A 15,319-nucleotide genomic window follows, 5' to 3' on the forward strand; every position below is an offset into this window, starting at 1 on the left:
TTTCAAATATTTAACAAAAAAAATACCATTTGAACAGGCAACATGGCGCCTTGTGCAAATGGTATTTTTCAGGTAAATATTTGTCCCTAAAAATCAGTGCCAAATATCAGATTTTATGGTGAGGTTCCGAGCGGATTCGAACCGCTGTACGAGGTTTTGCAGACCTCTGCCTAGCCACTCGGCCACGGAACCAAATTTGGGTTAGCCGCCTGCCACTAAGACAAGCAGCTAATCCGGGTGCAAAAGTATCAAATTTTCCGGCTATTCACCATTAATTTGTTACTTTTTGCCTTTTTTCTCACTTTCTTCCATTTGTTCTTTCAAAGCGGAAAGAACACTAAGATCTCCGAAAGTTGATTTTTCTGCATCCTTAGCAGGAGCATCTGACGTCGCCGCTTTCGCAGGAGCCGATTTTGCAGGTCTTTCTTCTTTCTTCTCCTCAGAAGGAACGTGCTTAACTTTTGAATGCGTCAATACGATTTTCTTCTCGTCTTTCAGGAATTCAAGAACTGTGAAGTCAAGGCTTTCACCTACTTCCGCAAGAGTACCATCTTCTTTCGCAAGATTTTTGATGGCTGCAATTCCCTCAATTCCGTAAGGAAGTTCCAATGTCGCAAACTTGTCGCCTTTCGCAACGATTGTAGACTTATGAACTGATCCTACTTCGAATATGCTTTCGAAAGTATCCCAAGGATTTTCTTCCAATTGCTTGTGACCGAGAGCAAGACGGCGGTTGTCAGCGTCAAGTTCAAGAACAACAACTTCTAATTCGTCATTTACTTTAACGAAATCAGATGGATGCTTGATTTTCTTAGTCCAGGAAAGGTCAGAAACGTGAACCAGACCATCGATACCTTCTTCAAGCTCGATGAACAAACCGAAGTTTGTCAGGTTACGAACCACACCTTTATGACGGGTTCCAACTGCATATTTCTCTTTCAGAGAAGCCTGAGTCCAAGGATCCTCGGTCAATTGTTTGATACCAAGAGACATTTTACGCTCCTGACGATCCAGTGTCAATACTACAGCACTGATTTCGTCATTAACATTCATAAACTCTTGTGGATTGCGCAGGTGCTGAGACCATGACATTTCTGAAACGTGGATCAAACCTTCAACACCTGGTTTGATTTCAAGGAATGCACCGTAATCAGCAACATTAACAATACGACCTGTAACTTTCGATCCAACCTGGATTTCTTCAGCCAAAGAATCCCAAGGATGAGACTGAAGTTGTTTCAGACCAAGTGAAATACGTTTTTTCTCTTCATCGAAGTCAAGAACAACCACGTTCAATTTCTGATCAAGCGCAAGCAGGTCAGACGGGTGGTTGATACGGCCCCATGAAATATCAGTAATGTGCAACAGACCGTCAACACCACCCAAGTCGATAAATACACCGAAGTTGGTCATGTTTTTGATCACACCTTCCAGTACCTGACCTTTTTCAAGGTTGTTCAGAATCTGCTGACGTTGTGCTTCAAGGTCTTTTTCGATCAGTACTTTGTGAGATACTACTACGTTGTCATTTGCGTAGTTGATCTTAACGACCTTAACCTCCATACGTTTTCCAACGAAAATGTCGAAATCACGGATAGGCTTAACATCGATTTGAGAACCTGGCAAGAACGCTTCGATACCGAAGATATCAACGATAAGACCACCTTTGGTTCTTCTTTTAACGTTTGCATCGATAACCACATCCTCGTCAAATGATTTCTGGATGTTGTCCCATGCAGTGATAACTTTGGCTTTTTTGCGGGAAAGAACAAGCTGACCTTGTGCATCTTCCTGGTTTTCCACGTAAACTTCCACTTCGTCGCCGATTTTCATTCCCGGCAAGTCACGGAATTCATTGGAAGAAACGATACCGTCAGATTTGAATCCGATATTCAGGATCACCTCACGGTCTGTAATACCTACTACAATACCTTTAACTACTTCTTTTTCCTGAACAGGAGAAAGGGTAGTTTCATACATTTGTTCCAGACGACCACGGTCAGCAGTTGAATAGCCAGTACCGAAGCCTTTGTCTGATGCTTTGTCCCAATCGAAATCAGGAAGGGGTTGATTTTGTTTTTCCTTAGACATAAATAGGAATTATAGCTCTTGGATACATCAGCGAGCGAGCTACCTGGCTGAAAATTAGTTAAACAAGCTCTCTTAGAAAATGAGAGCGCAAAAGTACGCGTTTCAAACTAAATTCCGAAGAGTTGGCGGAATTTTATTTGAAAGTAAATGTGTAGAATGTTGCTGGCTGGAAGGACTTTACAAGCGTTACAGAAAGAGTATCTGCATTTAATAAGACCTTTCTCTGACACCGAGGTAGGGCAACCACTCGTCGGCGGCGAGACCAGAGAAGTCCCGGATGAACATCAGGAAGGAAGGCCGGAAGGGGCGTTGCCGAAGCGGCATATCCATTTCTTCAGGAGTATGATCTCCCTTTCTTGAATTACAACGTTTACATGCAGTAGCCAGGTTGTCCCAGGTAGTTTTCCCGCCCCTCGATTTTGGAATTACATGGTCAAGCGTAAGGTTATCGTGCGTTCCACAATACTGGCAGCGGTTACCGTCCCTTTTAAAAAGATTTTGCCGGGTCATAACCACACCTTTATACGGAATATGTATGTAACGGTGAAGGCGGATGACAACCGGCATGGGGTACTGATCGTTTACTGTTCGCAAATACTGCCTTCGGGATTCGGCCAGCATTTCAGCCTTGTTCATGTACACTAACAAGAACGCCTTCGGAACTGTGCAAACACTTAATGCGCTGTAATCTTGATTAAGAACCAGTACTTTACCCATGAGCCCTTGAGGTAATTATTTCCGACAATATAGCAAATTTCCACCAAAAAAATCCCGCCTTTAGCCGCAAAAATCCTGGAAGCCAAATCAATAGTTTGCCCGATCTGCTTCCCTTTTAATGTCCTTTTCTTTAATACTGTCCCGCTTATCATAAAGCTTTTTCCCTTTCGCCAGCGCAATATGCAGCTTCGCAAGCCCGCGATCGCTGGTAAACAATCTTATCGGAATGATTGTCAAACCCTGATCTTTCAACCCTTCGGTAAGTTTCCGACGCTCACGTTTGGTAATCAGCAATTTACGATCACGCATTGGTTCGTGATTATAATGCGTACCTTCTGTATAGGGGGAAATGTGCAGACTTCGTATATAAAGTTCATTGTCCATAAACAAACAATAGGCATCCTGGAAGTTGACCTTACCTTGTCTGATTGATTTAATCTCGGTACCTGTCAACGCCATTCCTGCCGTAATCTCTTCCAGGAAAAAATACTCGAACGATGCCTTACGATTCTTTATATCTACTTTTTTAACTATTTTTTCAGACATATTCTTAGCTGGGTGATAAAAGGGCTTAAAATTAATTTTTTGTTAAAACTATACCAACACATGAAATCAAACCTGCTGCAATGCATTCTGGCCATCTCAGTTAGCGCATTACTGAATTTTAAATCCACGCCAGCGAATGCGCAGGATCAAACGTCGGAAGTACGCGCGACGATTGATAAGTTATTCGATGGAATGCGTGCGGGTGATTCGTTAATGCTACAAAGTGTTTTTGCAAAAGATTGTGCATTAACATCTATTTCTAAAAATGAGGCCGATTCCCTGATCGTACGTACGAGCGGCATTCAGGGCTTTATTAAAGCAGTTGGCACACCGCACAAGGACAAATGGGATGAAAAAATTTACGATGTGAAAGTATCGATCGACGAGCCGATGGCCATTGTGTGGGCTCCTTACAAATTCCATCTCGGCGACAAGTTCTCCCACTGCGGCGTCAATGTATTTACGCTTCTACACTCGAAAACCGGCTGGAAGATTACAGGGATAACAGACACGCGAAGAAAAGAAGCTTGCCCGTAACGCGTTAAAACCTGACCATTTGCTTCCAGGTACCTTTCATGCGGTTATATTTGATCGTACTCGGCAATGCTTTCCACCAGTACTTGTTCATTTCCACTGCAAAGGAAGGCTGCATATAACAATTGATCACACATCCTTCACAAGCTGGTAATCGTCCTTCCAACGCAACCAGTTTTTGCACTTCGTCGGAATGGTACAGGTTAAATAAATTTCCATCTATCGGAAAATCTTTCAATCCCAGGTGATAGCAGGGTAACACTAATTTGTTCTCAGGCGAAATAACGATAGTTGTACTTGCAGCTTTGCAAACAGGTGCATCAACATGATTTCCTCCATCCAATCGCAGCTGCACAAATGCCTCATTGAGATAGACATTTTTCTGCTTTGCCCACCATAACAATTCGTTCAACGCTTCCTTCGAAAGGTTCGCACCTACCTTATCATATTCAAATACCGGATTGAGGATCAGAACAAGATCGTTTGGAATACAGATTTCTTCCCACAGCTGCCTGATCTTATGAACATTGTTCTCAAAAACAGTAAAAATAATATCAGGTCGCTCGCCCATTGACTTTGCTATTGCGATGGATTCCATCACTTTGTCAAAGCATTTGACGCCACGAGACTGATCATGTTCGTCTCGATCCGGTGAATCGAGCGAAAAGTGTAACATATCGACCAGACCGCGCAGCTTTTCAGCCTGTTTCGGATAAAGCAGGCCGTTACTGGTCACAGTAGTGATCATCCCGTGGTCCTTTGCCTCTTTCAAAAGCAAATCCAGCTGGCGATGGAGCAGCGGCTCTCCCCCTGTGAAGTCAATGACTTTTACCCCCAGTTTTTTCAGGTCCCGAAGATTTTCGCGAAGGTTTTCAACGGTTATATAGGGCGAAGGCTTTTCCCATATATCACAGAAACTGCATGATGCATTGCAACGATACGTTACATAATAATTACACAGGACCGGATGGGATACCAGACGCATATCAGCTGATCATAGAAAGGAGACTTGTCAGCTTGTCTTTCAGATCTTTTCTGTCAACAATAAAATCAAGAAACCCGTGTTCAAGCACAAATTCAGCACTTTGGAACCCTTTTGGCAAATCCTTACCGATGGTTTCACGAATCACGCGCGGACCTGCAAAACCGATCAACGCCTCAGGTTCAGATATATTAAAATCACCCAGCATTGCATAGGAAGCCGTTACCCCGCCAGTCGTAGGATCAGTGAGCAGAGATATATAAGGGATTTTCGCCTCCGACAGTTGCGCCAGACGCGCAGAAGTTTTTGCCATTTGCATTAATGAAAACCCAGCCTCCATCATCCGCGCGCCACCCGATTTTGAAATCATCAAAAACGGGATTTTGTGTTCCAATGCATAAGAAATGGCCCTGGCTATTTTCTCACCCACAACCGAGCCCATCGACCCGCCGATGAAGTTGAAATCCATACAGGCGATCACTAGGTCCAGTTCGTTCATTTTGCCGTGACCAGTCCTGACCGCGTCATTCAAGCCTGTTTTTTGCATGGTCGACTTGATACGGTCGGGATATGCTTTTGTATCTACGAAATGCAAAGGATCTCCGGAAGTCAGGTTCGCATCAAGTTCTATGAATTCGTTGTCATCGAACAGGAGATTGAAATAAACATCCGACCCCACTTTTTCGTGGTAATTGCAATGCGGGCAGGTGAAGGCATTTTGCTTATGTTCCCTGGTAGGTGTTATTTTTTTACAATTTGGACATTGGTACCATAAACCATCAGGCGCCTCGCGCTTCATTTCTGTTGGAGTATTGATGCCTTTTTCTTTCCGAATAAACCAGGACATGTTCTTGTGGGTTAATTTAAATATAAAAGCTTTTTAATCAGCTTATTATATAGACTTCATGATGTATATAAGACTCAAATATAAGAATAATTGTTTTTTTAAACCGGTATCGGCCTTTATCAGTAATGGCATACCGGCTTCTGATGAACAATTTTAAGCTTAATTTGTTACTATAAAACCAATTTAAATAGCTGGTTTATAAATATCGATGATAACAATTCCGTCCCCCATCGTGATTATTGTTGGAACGAACAGGCCCAACTCCATGTCCCGAAAAATCGCAGAATACTATCAGACTATACTAAATCACCTGGACGCACCCAGTATTATTCTCGATCTGGTTAATCTTCCGAATGATTTCACCGTGTCTGCATTATATCATAATACCGGCAAAAATGAGGAATTCAATAATCTCAAATCTCTGCTGGAGCAAACTGATAAGTTTGTTTTTGTAGTTCCGGAATACAACGGTTCTTACCCCGGGGTATTAAAAGCCTTTATTGATGGCCTTCCGTATCCAAACAGTTTTGCCAATAAAAAGGCCGCGCTAGTGGGCCTTTCCTCTAATATGCAGGGGGCTACAATCGCGTTAAGCCATCTAAATGACGTATTTAGTTATTTGGGTATGAACACCTTAGCTCTCCGTGTAAAGCTTGGCCAGATACGTACCCATTTTCAAGATAGTGCCGTCTCAAATGCGTTATACAAAGAACTGCTTGAAATGCAGGCCGGACAGCTTGTTCACTTCTGATCTAACAAAAAAGGGAGCCTGCGCTCCCTTTTTCATGTTATTTCAACCAATGTTGCTCCATTTCATAAGCAGGAATTGCTGGCCGCTTCCATAATTCTGCCCTGCTTCTTCTGAATGCCGGCCCTTCCAGGTCAGCGAATTTCACAAGGCCGTCTTTGAAAGAATTGATCATTACCCGCAAATCTTCATTCTCATTCTCGGACCAACCTTCGTTCCCGTCAAGTTCAGTAAGGGAAATATTTACCGAGTCAAATCCAGAGGAAATAGTATCTTTCTCCATTACCAGATCCACAGTGCTCGTAGGAGTATTTTCGAAAACATCTTCGGTAACTACGATAGGCTCCTCATTCACGGAAACCTCCTCTTTCATATTGTCGACAGGGGCTTCAATCGTGCCGGGAAACTTATGGGATAACTTGATACCCGGAATAGGTGATTCGATGCTATCGAAACCGGCTGCAACAATTGTAACTCTCAGCTTGTCGACCAGTGAATCGTCCAAAATCGTTCCCAATTTGAACATTCTGGCTTCTCCACCTACCTGAGACAATACGTAACTCCAGATTTCACGCTGCTCTTTCATGGTGGCTTCCTTTTTCTTGCTGGTAGCCAAAGTGACAAGAATACGTTTTGCTCCACGAATATCCCTGTCGTTCAAAAGCGGAGAATCGAGTGCTTCCTTGATCGCCACCTGCGCACGGTCGCCGCCACTCGCTTCCGAAGTTCCCATTACAGACTGCCCCGCTTTTTTCAATACTTTCTCCACATCCTTGAAGTCGGTATTGATATTACCGTTTGTTGTGATGATTTCGGAGATACTTTTAACCGCATTCAGCAGAATTCCGTCAGCCTCTGCAAATGCCTGGGTAATCGTCATATCTTCAAAAAGCTCTTCCAGCTTGTCATTCAATACAACCAGTACCGTATCACAATATTTTTTGAGTTGCTCGATACCTTCGAGCGCTTGTTCTTTCTTGTCGAAACCTTCCCAGGTATAAGGCGCAGTTACTACCGCGACCGTTAATTTACCCATTTCCCGGGCCAGCTGCGCGATTACGGGTGCAGCTCCGGTGCCTGTTCCACCCCCCATACCAGCGGTGATAAATACCATTTGTGTGGACCCGCCCAGCAGTCCTTTAATCTCCTCGATAGTTTCAAGGGCGGCTTCTTTTCCTTTTGTAGCGTCCGTTCCAGCCCCTAGCCCTTGCGTTAATGTTGCTCCAAGTTGTATTTTAACTGGAACAGGACTGTTGGCCAATGCCTGCCTGTCGGTATTACAAACCGCAAATTCTACATCCTTGATCTTTCGTTCAAACATGTAGTTCACAGCATTACTGCCTCCGCCGCCTACACCAATCACTTTGATAATGGCAGGCTCACCTTCGCCTGGGGCTGGAAAGTCTTTCACGATTTCGTTCACGATGTAGTCCTGATCTAAAGCTTTCAGCAAGCTTGTGTTTAATTTTTTTTCCGGGGTTGAGTTATTCATAACTGTGCTGATTTTTCAATAGTCGCCTAAACTATCGTCCTTTTTGCCAATAATATTATTGATGTTATCCCAGAAAGTACCTCCATTTTTTTTAACAGGCTCCTTCACCTCTTTGGGTTTATCTTTCTGAACAACGCTGGCCGTAACCGCCGTAGCCGGCTTACAAACAGATTTAACCCTTGGGTCGATCGACTTCAGACCAGCCCACGCCAGACCAATCGCAGTACTAAACGTAGAATTGCTCACTGCGTCGGCCTTCGCCGTTCTTTCCAGGTTTTCAGGATAACCTACCCTCACGGACATATCAGTCACTTTCTCAAATAACAGCTCTATATCATCAATATTCGCTGAACCTCCGGTTAAAACGATACCGCCGATAAGTCTGTCCAGATAGCCCGATTTAATAATCTCAGCATAAACCATTGCAGCAATTTCTTTCAATCTCGCCTCAATGATCAATGCGATATTTTTCTTTAAAACAGGCTTTGGCTGTCTGCCCGCAAGATAATTGACTAAAATTTCGATATTAAGAGGAATATCTGCAGAAATAGCCGCACCATACTGCTTTTTGAGCTGCTCTGCATTCTCATATTGAATATTGCAACCCAGCGCCAGGTCATTTGTAATATGGCGCCCGCCAACAGGAAAAGTAGCAATATGTCTTATAATCCGGTCCTGATAGATAATCAGGTCGGTAGTATGATCGCCAATATCGACCAGTGCAATTCCAGCCTTGATTTCATTATCGGTTAAAACAGCCAAACTGGTAGCCAGCGGCCCCAGAACCATTTTATCACATCTTAAATTCTGATCTGCATCGGCCAGGCTTTTCCTGGTACGCTGAATAGATTGATTATTTGCAGAAACGATCAAAAAATTGCCGCCCAGCTTGATCCCCGTCCGCCCCACAGGCTCTTTGATCCCCATCGAATTGTCGACAACGAAATCCATCGGCAACACATGCAGCACATCGTAATTAGGCTCAATCTTCGCGCGGTACATGTCATCAACAAGTTGATCTACATCGCGTTGAGTCACTTCCTCGCCCGAAGACGCAGAAGGACGGATCACGCCGTCACTTTGCGAACTTATTTTTACATGAGTGCCGCTGAAACTAACATTCACGACACCAATATCAAGATCTGACCGTAAGGACGCCTCCTGAAGAGCTTCCCTGATGGCACTGCCAACCTGTTTTATATTTTCAACTGATCCATTAATAACTGCTCCTGCAGGCACCGGAACTTCACTAAAACCCAGAATTTCTATATTGTTCTGACGCGATCCGGAAGAAGTTCCCTGCGCTGCGATCACGGCTATTTTAGTACTTCCAATATCGACTCCAACTACAATTTTTTCGTGTGCCATGCTAAAGGTGAATTATTATTCACAAACTATTTGATCTTGAAACTTAACACTTATTCTTTTAAATCTGCTCCAGTCCTGACTCAATACTTTGTCGTAGAATATTTTAAGCTTTTTAAACTTAGACTGATAATCTTCTGCTGTCCCCAATTCGATCTGCTGATCACCGACAATAGTCATCAGACTAATTTCTCCGTCATTGTCTGCATTCAGCTGCGTAACCTGCGCTTTCCAGAATGGGTCTGTATTCAGAAAATGAAGTAGGTCCATTACCGGAGCACCCTTCGCATTCTGTAATTTTTCAGGATCATTAAAAAATGCCCCTGAAACCAATAATGTTCTTGCTGAATAATTTTCTGATAGAGGAAAAAAAACGCCTTCATCGCTAATATAGTATCCCGACGTGTTCCGCGTTTCTCCATTTTCAGAAGTATTAATCCAGCGCGCTAACGGTTTCTCTTGTTCTACTTCTACGACTATATTACCTCTGAGGTCACTAAAAACCTGGCATTTCCTTATTAATTTGTTACGCCTGACCCGGTACTCCAGATCGTTTAATGCGACATCTCTTAGCCTGCTTCCCAACAAAGGATCCCCCCCGTTTTCTGTCAATAGCATCCGGACATCCATTTGATCTAAAAAGCGTGCTCCCGAATCACCCTTGATCGATACTACCAGGTTAGTACAACGTTGCTGACCCAGCTTACTTTCCGCCATACCGATTCCGGCAATCGGCAAGAGAAGCCACAAACCACGTTTCAACAAAAGCCATGAATATTCAAATTTACGTAACATCTTAGTAATATTAACAATGCTTTTATTAATTATTCGCAAACGGATTTTTGAGCTGGTTGGCCAAAGGTTCGACCAAAGTGTCGATATCTCCGGCGCCGATTGTCACTACAATATCTGTATTTAAATCTCCTAAAATACTAAGTACTTTATCTTTAGAAACGATTTGCTTGTCTGGGCAACGAACATTTTCAAGTATCATTTGCGAAGTCACTCCTTCAATAGGAAGTTCTCTCGCCGGGTAAATTTCCAGCAATAAAACCCTGTCAGCCAGAGACAGGCTTTCAGCAAATCCATCAGCAAAATCACGTGTTCTGGTGAAAAGGTGTGGCTGAAAAATGGCTGTTACGTGCCGGCCGGGATATAAACCTTTGACCGACGACAGAAAGGCTTCAATCTCTGCCGGATGATGGGCGTAATCATCTATATAGACATTTCCATCTTCTTCCACCTGATACTCGAAGCGTCGCTTGACGCCGCCATAATTTTCAAGCGCCTCTTTTATTTTTTCGGGAGAAACACCCACGTGCAATGCAACTGCACTGGCGGCTATTGAGTTTTCAATATTATGATACCCGGGAATTTTCATGGCAATGCCTTCAATCACGCCGTCGGGGTACACAAAATCAAATACAAACCGTGCATTTTCAATATGAATATTTCTGGCATGAAAAACCCCGGAATTCAGAGAATAGGAAAGTACTTCCGCTTTGGTACTGCCCGATAATTCCAATCCCTGTTTCATAAAAAGCACCCCGTCTTCATCGATCTGCCCCACAAAATCACGGAACGATTCCAATACCGCCTCGTGCTTGCCGTAAATATCGAGATGGTCCGCATCCGTGGAGGTCACAATCGCAATCTCAGGATAAAGAGTCAGAAAAGAGCGGTCGAATTCATCAGCCTCAACAACACAAAAGACTTCTTCCAGATGATCTGTCGGATCGTTCAGAAGCAGGTTAGTCCCATAATTTTGCGTAATACCTCCCAGAAACGCAGTACTGTTGACGTTAGCGTGTCTCAAAATATGTGCGACGAGTGACGATGTCGTGGTTTTTCCGTGCGTACCGGCTACTCCAATTGTTCGAAGGTTTTTAGTCAGAATCCCCAGAACCTGCGAGCGTTTCAGGATCAGAAAATTTTGATCGCGGAAATAAAGCATTTGCTGATGCTGGACCGGTACAGCCGGGGTATATATAATCAATGTCTTCTGCGGATCTTCTACAAACGCGCCGGGAATGGTTTCAATAGAATCATCCAGCGTTACTACTATTCCTTCGTCCATTAATTTACTGACGAGCGGCGTCATTGTCTTGTCGTAACCCGCAACCTCAAATCCATTGGCTTTAAACCAACGGGCTAATGCGCTCATTCCGATCCCTCCGATTCCAACAAAATAAATATATTTCCAATTAGTCATTGAAGACGACATTATTCTCGCTCAGTTATTTAATTAATTTCAATACTTCTTCCGCAATATCATCGGCAGCAGTTGGCTTGGCCAGCTTTCTGATATTAGTTTTTAAATTTTCCTGTTGCCCGATATCTCCTAATAGTTCCAGCGATTTGGTTACCAGTTGTTTTCGAGCCACTTCATCTTTAACTAACCATGCGGCGTCCTGTTCCACCAAAGCCAGCGCGTTTTTGGTCTGATGATCTTCTGATGCCGCCGGAAACGGAATCAGTATCGCAGGTTTGGCGGCCAGGCAAAGTTCGGAAACCGAAAGCGCGCCAGCTCTTGAAACCACAACATCCGCAATTGCGTACGCCAGGTCCATTGTATATATGAAATCAAAAGCTTTGATTGCATCAGTATGCAAAGTTTCGATGGCGAGCTTTGCCGTATCAATATAATTTCTTCCTGTTTGCCACAGTACCTGATAACCCTCATCCAAAAACCGCGCCAAGCCTTCGTTCAAGCTCTCATTGATCGACCTTGCACCCAGGCTTCCGCCCATTACAAATAGTGTTTTCTTATCTTCCTGCAAACCGAAGTGGGCAAAACCCTGGCGACGTTTGGAGGATACATCTACAATATCGCTACGAACAGGGTTGCCAAGGACTGTAATCTTCTCTTTTGGGAAAAAGCCTTCCATGCCAGGATAGGCGACACAGATCTTCGCTGCCTTTTTTGCGAGAAATTTATTGGTAATACCCGCATAGGAATTTTGCTCCTGAATTAAAGTGGGAATACCTTCAAATGACGCCATCATTAGTAGAGGCCCGCTCGCGAAACCGCCCACACCAACCGCTACATCCGGCTGGAAACGCCTGATGATCGACTTCGCTTTTAACAGGCTGTTCACCATTTTGAAGGGTAGTGCGAGATTATCAATGGAAAGCGCTCTCTTAATACCTGCAATCGGCAATCCAACTATTTCATAACCCGCTCTCGGTACTTTCTCCATCTCCATTTTACCCAAAGCTCCTACGAATAATACTTCCAGCTCCGGATCTTTTTTTCTTAATGCATCGGCTATTGCAATCGCCGGATAAATATGTCCGCCGGTACCTCCCCCGCTAATAATCACTTTTCTAGGCATATCAAATCCGTTTCTCTTCCACGATCTCGCCCCGGCTCACGCTCAGGATCATTCCCATTGCAATTCCCGTAAAAAGAAGAGAGGTTCCACCCTGACTGAAAAAGGGTAATGTTTGTCCGGTAACCGGGACCAGCCCGACAGTGACTGCCATTGCGGAGAATGCCTGGCTGACAACAATGAAAGTAAGCCCGGCGGACAAAAGCCCTCCGAATGGCCGCTTGGTGGCCTCAATCGCTTTAAGTCCCCGGTAAAGCAATATCAGGTATAAGAGGATCAGTAATGTCCCTCCAACCGTCCCGTATTCTTCTACTGCCACAGCAAAAATAAAGTCCTTTTGAGGTTCAGGCAGAAATCTTCTCTGACGGCTTTTGGCAACTCCTTCACCGTACAGGCCGCCACGCGCCATTGCCATATAGGATTGTTGCGACTGATACACAACAACGTCCTTATCGAAAAATGCGGAAATCCTGTTCTGCGCAGTTCCTGCTCTTTGCGTAGAGTTCAGCAAAATGGCGATTGTTGCAAAGAACACCAGGCCAAGTGCGGTAAAAAACAGATAATGAATCGGTACTTTCCCTACGAACATGAGCAGAAAGCATATTCCCGCCAGCATAACCGCAGTAGATACATTACTCGTGAATATCAGGCCACAAACCACGCCGACTAATGAAAGCGGCTCCATAAAGAGTTCCCGCGTATTCCATCCGCCTTTGATGTGTCGCGCCAGGATCAGGGATAAATGCGCGATTAAAGCCACTTTTGCCCACTCCGAAGGCTGGAAACGTTGCCCGATCACAGGTATCTCGATCCACCGGGCGGCATCGTTCACCGAGGTGCCAAAAAACATTGTGAACACCAGCAGCAATATGGAACTCCAAACCGCGAGCCGTGTGACATAAACAAATTTGATGTACGGGATCCGGTGAACAAAGAACATGACAACCAGCGACAATACACATAGCAGAACATGCTTATACAGATAATATTCCGTGTTCCCGTCCATTTGGCTGTATGCATCCTTCACACTGGCGCTGTAAACAACTACAATGCTCCAGAGAAGCATAATGATGCAAATGCCCCAGATCCAGGGGTCGCCTTTTAAATTCTTTGCAAACCAGGCCTGCGTATCTTCCCTGGTCCTGTTCAGGAGATCTATATTGGTTGAAGCCATTGACTAAAATCTAATTGGTGTTTGAACGGACAAGATTTCTGACTGCGGCCTTGAATTGGTCCCCGCGGTCTTCATAGTTTTTGAATAAATCAAAACTTGCGCAGGCCGGAGATAATAAAACGATATCCTGATTTACCGCCCAGTCGCCCGCCTTTTTAACGGCTTCCTGAATACTTTCGGTCGCAAAAATAACCGGGACGATTTCCGAAAAGTAACTTACCAGCTTCTCCGGGTCTTTACCCAGAACTATCAAACCTTTCACTTTATTACGTACAAGCTCTTCGATTTGGGAATAATCATTTCCTTTATCAACTCCTCCTGCTATCAAAACCACAGGCTGACTGAAGCTGCCGAGTGCATAAAAAACGGAATCCACATTGGTAGCCTTGGAGTCGTTCACGTAAGTAACCCCATCGATCACTTCTATTATTTCTAGCCGGTGTGGGGCGTTTTTGAAGGACTTAAGACCTTCGCTGATTTTCGCATCATCGATGCCGAGCAATTGCGCCACTGAAATCGCTGCCATGGCATTAATTGCATTATGCGGTCCTTTCAGGGGCAGGCTTTCGAAGTTCTCTTTAAAAGTTTTTCCAAGTATATCCGCAAACAGCATCCCGTTATTGAAATGGGCACCTTTTGCAGGTTTAAAAGTCAGCGAAATCTCCACTCCTCTAACCTGCGGTTTTCTTTTCTTCAGCTCAGCTTTTATCACCTCACTATCCGTGAAGTAAACAAAATAGTCGTCGGCAGTTTGATTTTGGATGATTTTGAACTTGGAATCAATGTAATTCTGGAAATCATACCCGTATCTGTCGAGGTGATCGGGCGTGATGTTGAGCAAAACAGAGATCTCAGGATGAAAGCTGACAATATTATCAAGCTGAAAGCTGCTGATTTCCAATACATAGAAATCATGCTGCTGAGTGGCCACCTGCCACGCAAAGCTATCACCTATATTGCCTGCCAGCCCAACTTTCAGGCCGGCGCTTTTGAGGAGATGGTAGATCAGCAAGGTGGTGGTGGTTTTCCCATTGCTGCCTGTGATCGCAATAATCCTTGCGTTTGTAAAGCCGGCCGCGAATTCGATTTCGGAGATAACGGGAATATGCTTTTTTTTCAAAGCCACTATCAGCGGCACAGTATCCGGAATTCCAGGGCTTTTGATGACCAGATTTGCGTCCAGGATATTGTCCGTAGTGTGTTGCTCTTCCTCAAATGCAATCCCCTCTTTTTCAAGCACTTCAATATACTTTTTATGAAGCTTCCCTTTATCCGATAAAAAAACCTCATAACCTTTGGATTTCGCAAGAATAGCAGCTCCCACGCCGCTTTCTCCACCGCCCAAAATGACTACTTTTTGTTGCACAGGAATACAATTGATCATTAACAGAAACGCCTTCACTACGAAGGTAAATCATTTGCCGAAAACTTTTTTTACTCTCTTACCAATTAACCGGAATAAAAAAGAGGCATATCAAATATGCCTCTATA

General features: G+C 44.1%; 14 protein-coding genes and 1 tRNA gene. 2 read left to right on the forward strand and 13 right to left on the reverse strand.

The features are described from left to right. Positions 1–121: 121 nt before the first annotated feature. The 4 genes from FXO21_RS08585 to smpB form a co-directional block, all read right to left on the reverse strand. Positions 122–192 (reverse strand) — tRNA-Cys (locus tag FXO21_RS08585). An 87-nt stretch (positions 193–279) separates the two neighbouring features. After that, positions 280–2,091: a 30S ribosomal protein S1 gene (gene rpsA / locus FXO21_RS08590; protein WP_149639702.1), complete on the reverse strand. Its 1,812-nt coding sequence runs from the start codon at positions 2,089–2,091 to the stop codon at positions 280–282. Positions 2,092–2,298: 207 nt separating this feature from the next. Next, on the reverse strand, positions 2,299–2,808 hold the full coding sequence (locus FXO21_RS08595; protein WP_149639703.1) for an HNH endonuclease: 510 nt from the start codon (positions 2,806–2,808) through the stop codon (positions 2,299–2,301). A gap of 87 nt (positions 2,809–2,895) precedes the next feature. Then, positions 2,896–3,354, reverse strand: coding sequence for an SsrA-binding protein SmpB (gene smpB, locus FXO21_RS08600; RefSeq protein ID WP_149639704.1), 459 nt, complete (start codon positions 3,352–3,354; stop codon positions 2,896–2,898). A gap of 60 nt (positions 3,355–3,414) precedes the next feature. Between smpB and FXO21_RS08605 the strand changes: the two genes are divergently transcribed. Then, entirely contained in the window at positions 3,415–3,891 is a 477-nt protein-coding gene (locus FXO21_RS08605; protein WP_149639705.1) for a nuclear transport factor 2 family protein, read from the forward strand. 4 nt (positions 3,892–3,895) lie between these two features. On the opposite strand, the gene FXO21_RS08610 is transcribed toward FXO21_RS08605, so the two are convergent. Both FXO21_RS08610 and accD read right to left on the reverse strand, forming a co-directional pair. Beyond that, positions 3,896–4,873 carry a radical SAM protein gene (locus FXO21_RS08610; protein WP_149639706.1) on the reverse strand — a complete coding sequence of 326 codons (978 nt, stop codon included), beginning with the start codon at positions 4,871–4,873 and terminating at the stop codon, positions 3,896–3,898. Position 4,874: 1 nt separating this feature from the next. Next, the gene (gene accD, locus FXO21_RS08615) at positions 4,875–5,717 is read right to left on the reverse strand and encodes an acetyl-CoA carboxylase, carboxyltransferase subunit beta (protein WP_149639707.1); all 843 of its coding nucleotides are present in this window, start codon (positions 5,715–5,717) and stop codon (positions 4,875–4,877) included. Positions 5,718–5,925: 208 nt separating this feature from the next. Between accD and FXO21_RS08620 the strand changes: the two genes are divergently transcribed. Beyond that, positions 5,926–6,468 carry an NADPH-dependent FMN reductase gene (locus FXO21_RS08620; protein ID WP_149639708.1) on the forward strand — a complete coding sequence of 181 codons (543 nt, stop codon included), beginning with the start codon at positions 5,926–5,928 and terminating at the stop codon, positions 6,466–6,468. A gap of 37 nt (positions 6,469–6,505) precedes the next feature. Here the strand turns inward: FXO21_RS08620 and ftsZ are convergent, their stop codons facing one another. The 7 genes from ftsZ to murD are packed head-to-tail and all read right to left on the reverse strand — an operon-like array spanning position 6,506 to position 15,212. Continuing rightward, positions 6,506–7,957, reverse strand: coding sequence for a cell division protein FtsZ (ftsZ, locus tag FXO21_RS08625; RefSeq protein WP_149639709.1), 1,452 nt, complete (start codon positions 7,955–7,957; stop codon positions 6,506–6,508). Positions 7,958–7,972: 15 nt separating this feature from the next. Beyond that, a complete protein-coding gene (gene ftsA, locus FXO21_RS08630) occupies positions 7,973–9,325 on the reverse strand; it encodes a cell division protein FtsA (protein WP_149639710.1) in 1,353 nt (450 codons plus the stop codon). A gap of 15 nt (positions 9,326–9,340) precedes the next feature. Then, on the reverse strand, positions 9,341–10,156 hold the full coding sequence (locus FXO21_RS08635; protein WP_225865620.1) for a cell division protein FtsQ/DivIB: 816 nt from the start codon (positions 10,154–10,156) through the stop codon (positions 9,341–9,343). Next, positions 10,143–11,534, reverse strand: a complete 1,392-nt coding sequence (murC, locus tag FXO21_RS08640; protein WP_192579193.1) for a UDP-N-acetylmuramate--L-alanine ligase — start codon at positions 11,532–11,534, stop codon at positions 10,143–10,145. Before murC ends, FXO21_RS08635 begins: the two co-directional genes overlap by 14 nt. A gap of 25 nt (positions 11,535–11,559) precedes the next feature. After that, positions 11,560–12,657 (reverse strand): undecaprenyldiphospho-muramoylpentapeptide beta-N-acetylglucosaminyltransferase, encoded by a 1,098-nt coding sequence (gene murG, locus FXO21_RS08645; protein WP_149639712.1) that lies wholly within the window; start codon positions 12,655–12,657, stop codon positions 11,560–11,562. 1 nt (position 12,658) lies between these two features. Beyond that, positions 12,659–13,828, reverse strand: a complete 1,170-nt coding sequence (locus FXO21_RS08650) for an FtsW/RodA/SpoVE family cell cycle protein (RefSeq protein ID WP_225865621.1) — start codon at positions 13,826–13,828, stop codon at positions 12,659–12,661. A 10-nt stretch (positions 13,829–13,838) separates the two neighbouring features. Beyond that, positions 13,839–15,212 carry a UDP-N-acetylmuramoyl-L-alanine--D-glutamate ligase gene (murD, locus tag FXO21_RS08655; RefSeq protein ID WP_149643422.1) on the reverse strand — a complete coding sequence of 458 codons (1,374 nt, stop codon included), beginning with the start codon at positions 15,210–15,212 and terminating at the stop codon, positions 13,839–13,841. Positions 15,213–15,319: the final 107 nt, after the last annotated feature.

Origin of the sequence: Dyadobacter sp. UC 10, from assembly GCF_008369915.1 — a bacterium.
In the GTDB taxonomy this organism is placed as follows: Bacteria; Bacteroidota; Bacteroidia; order Cytophagales; family Spirosomataceae; genus Dyadobacter.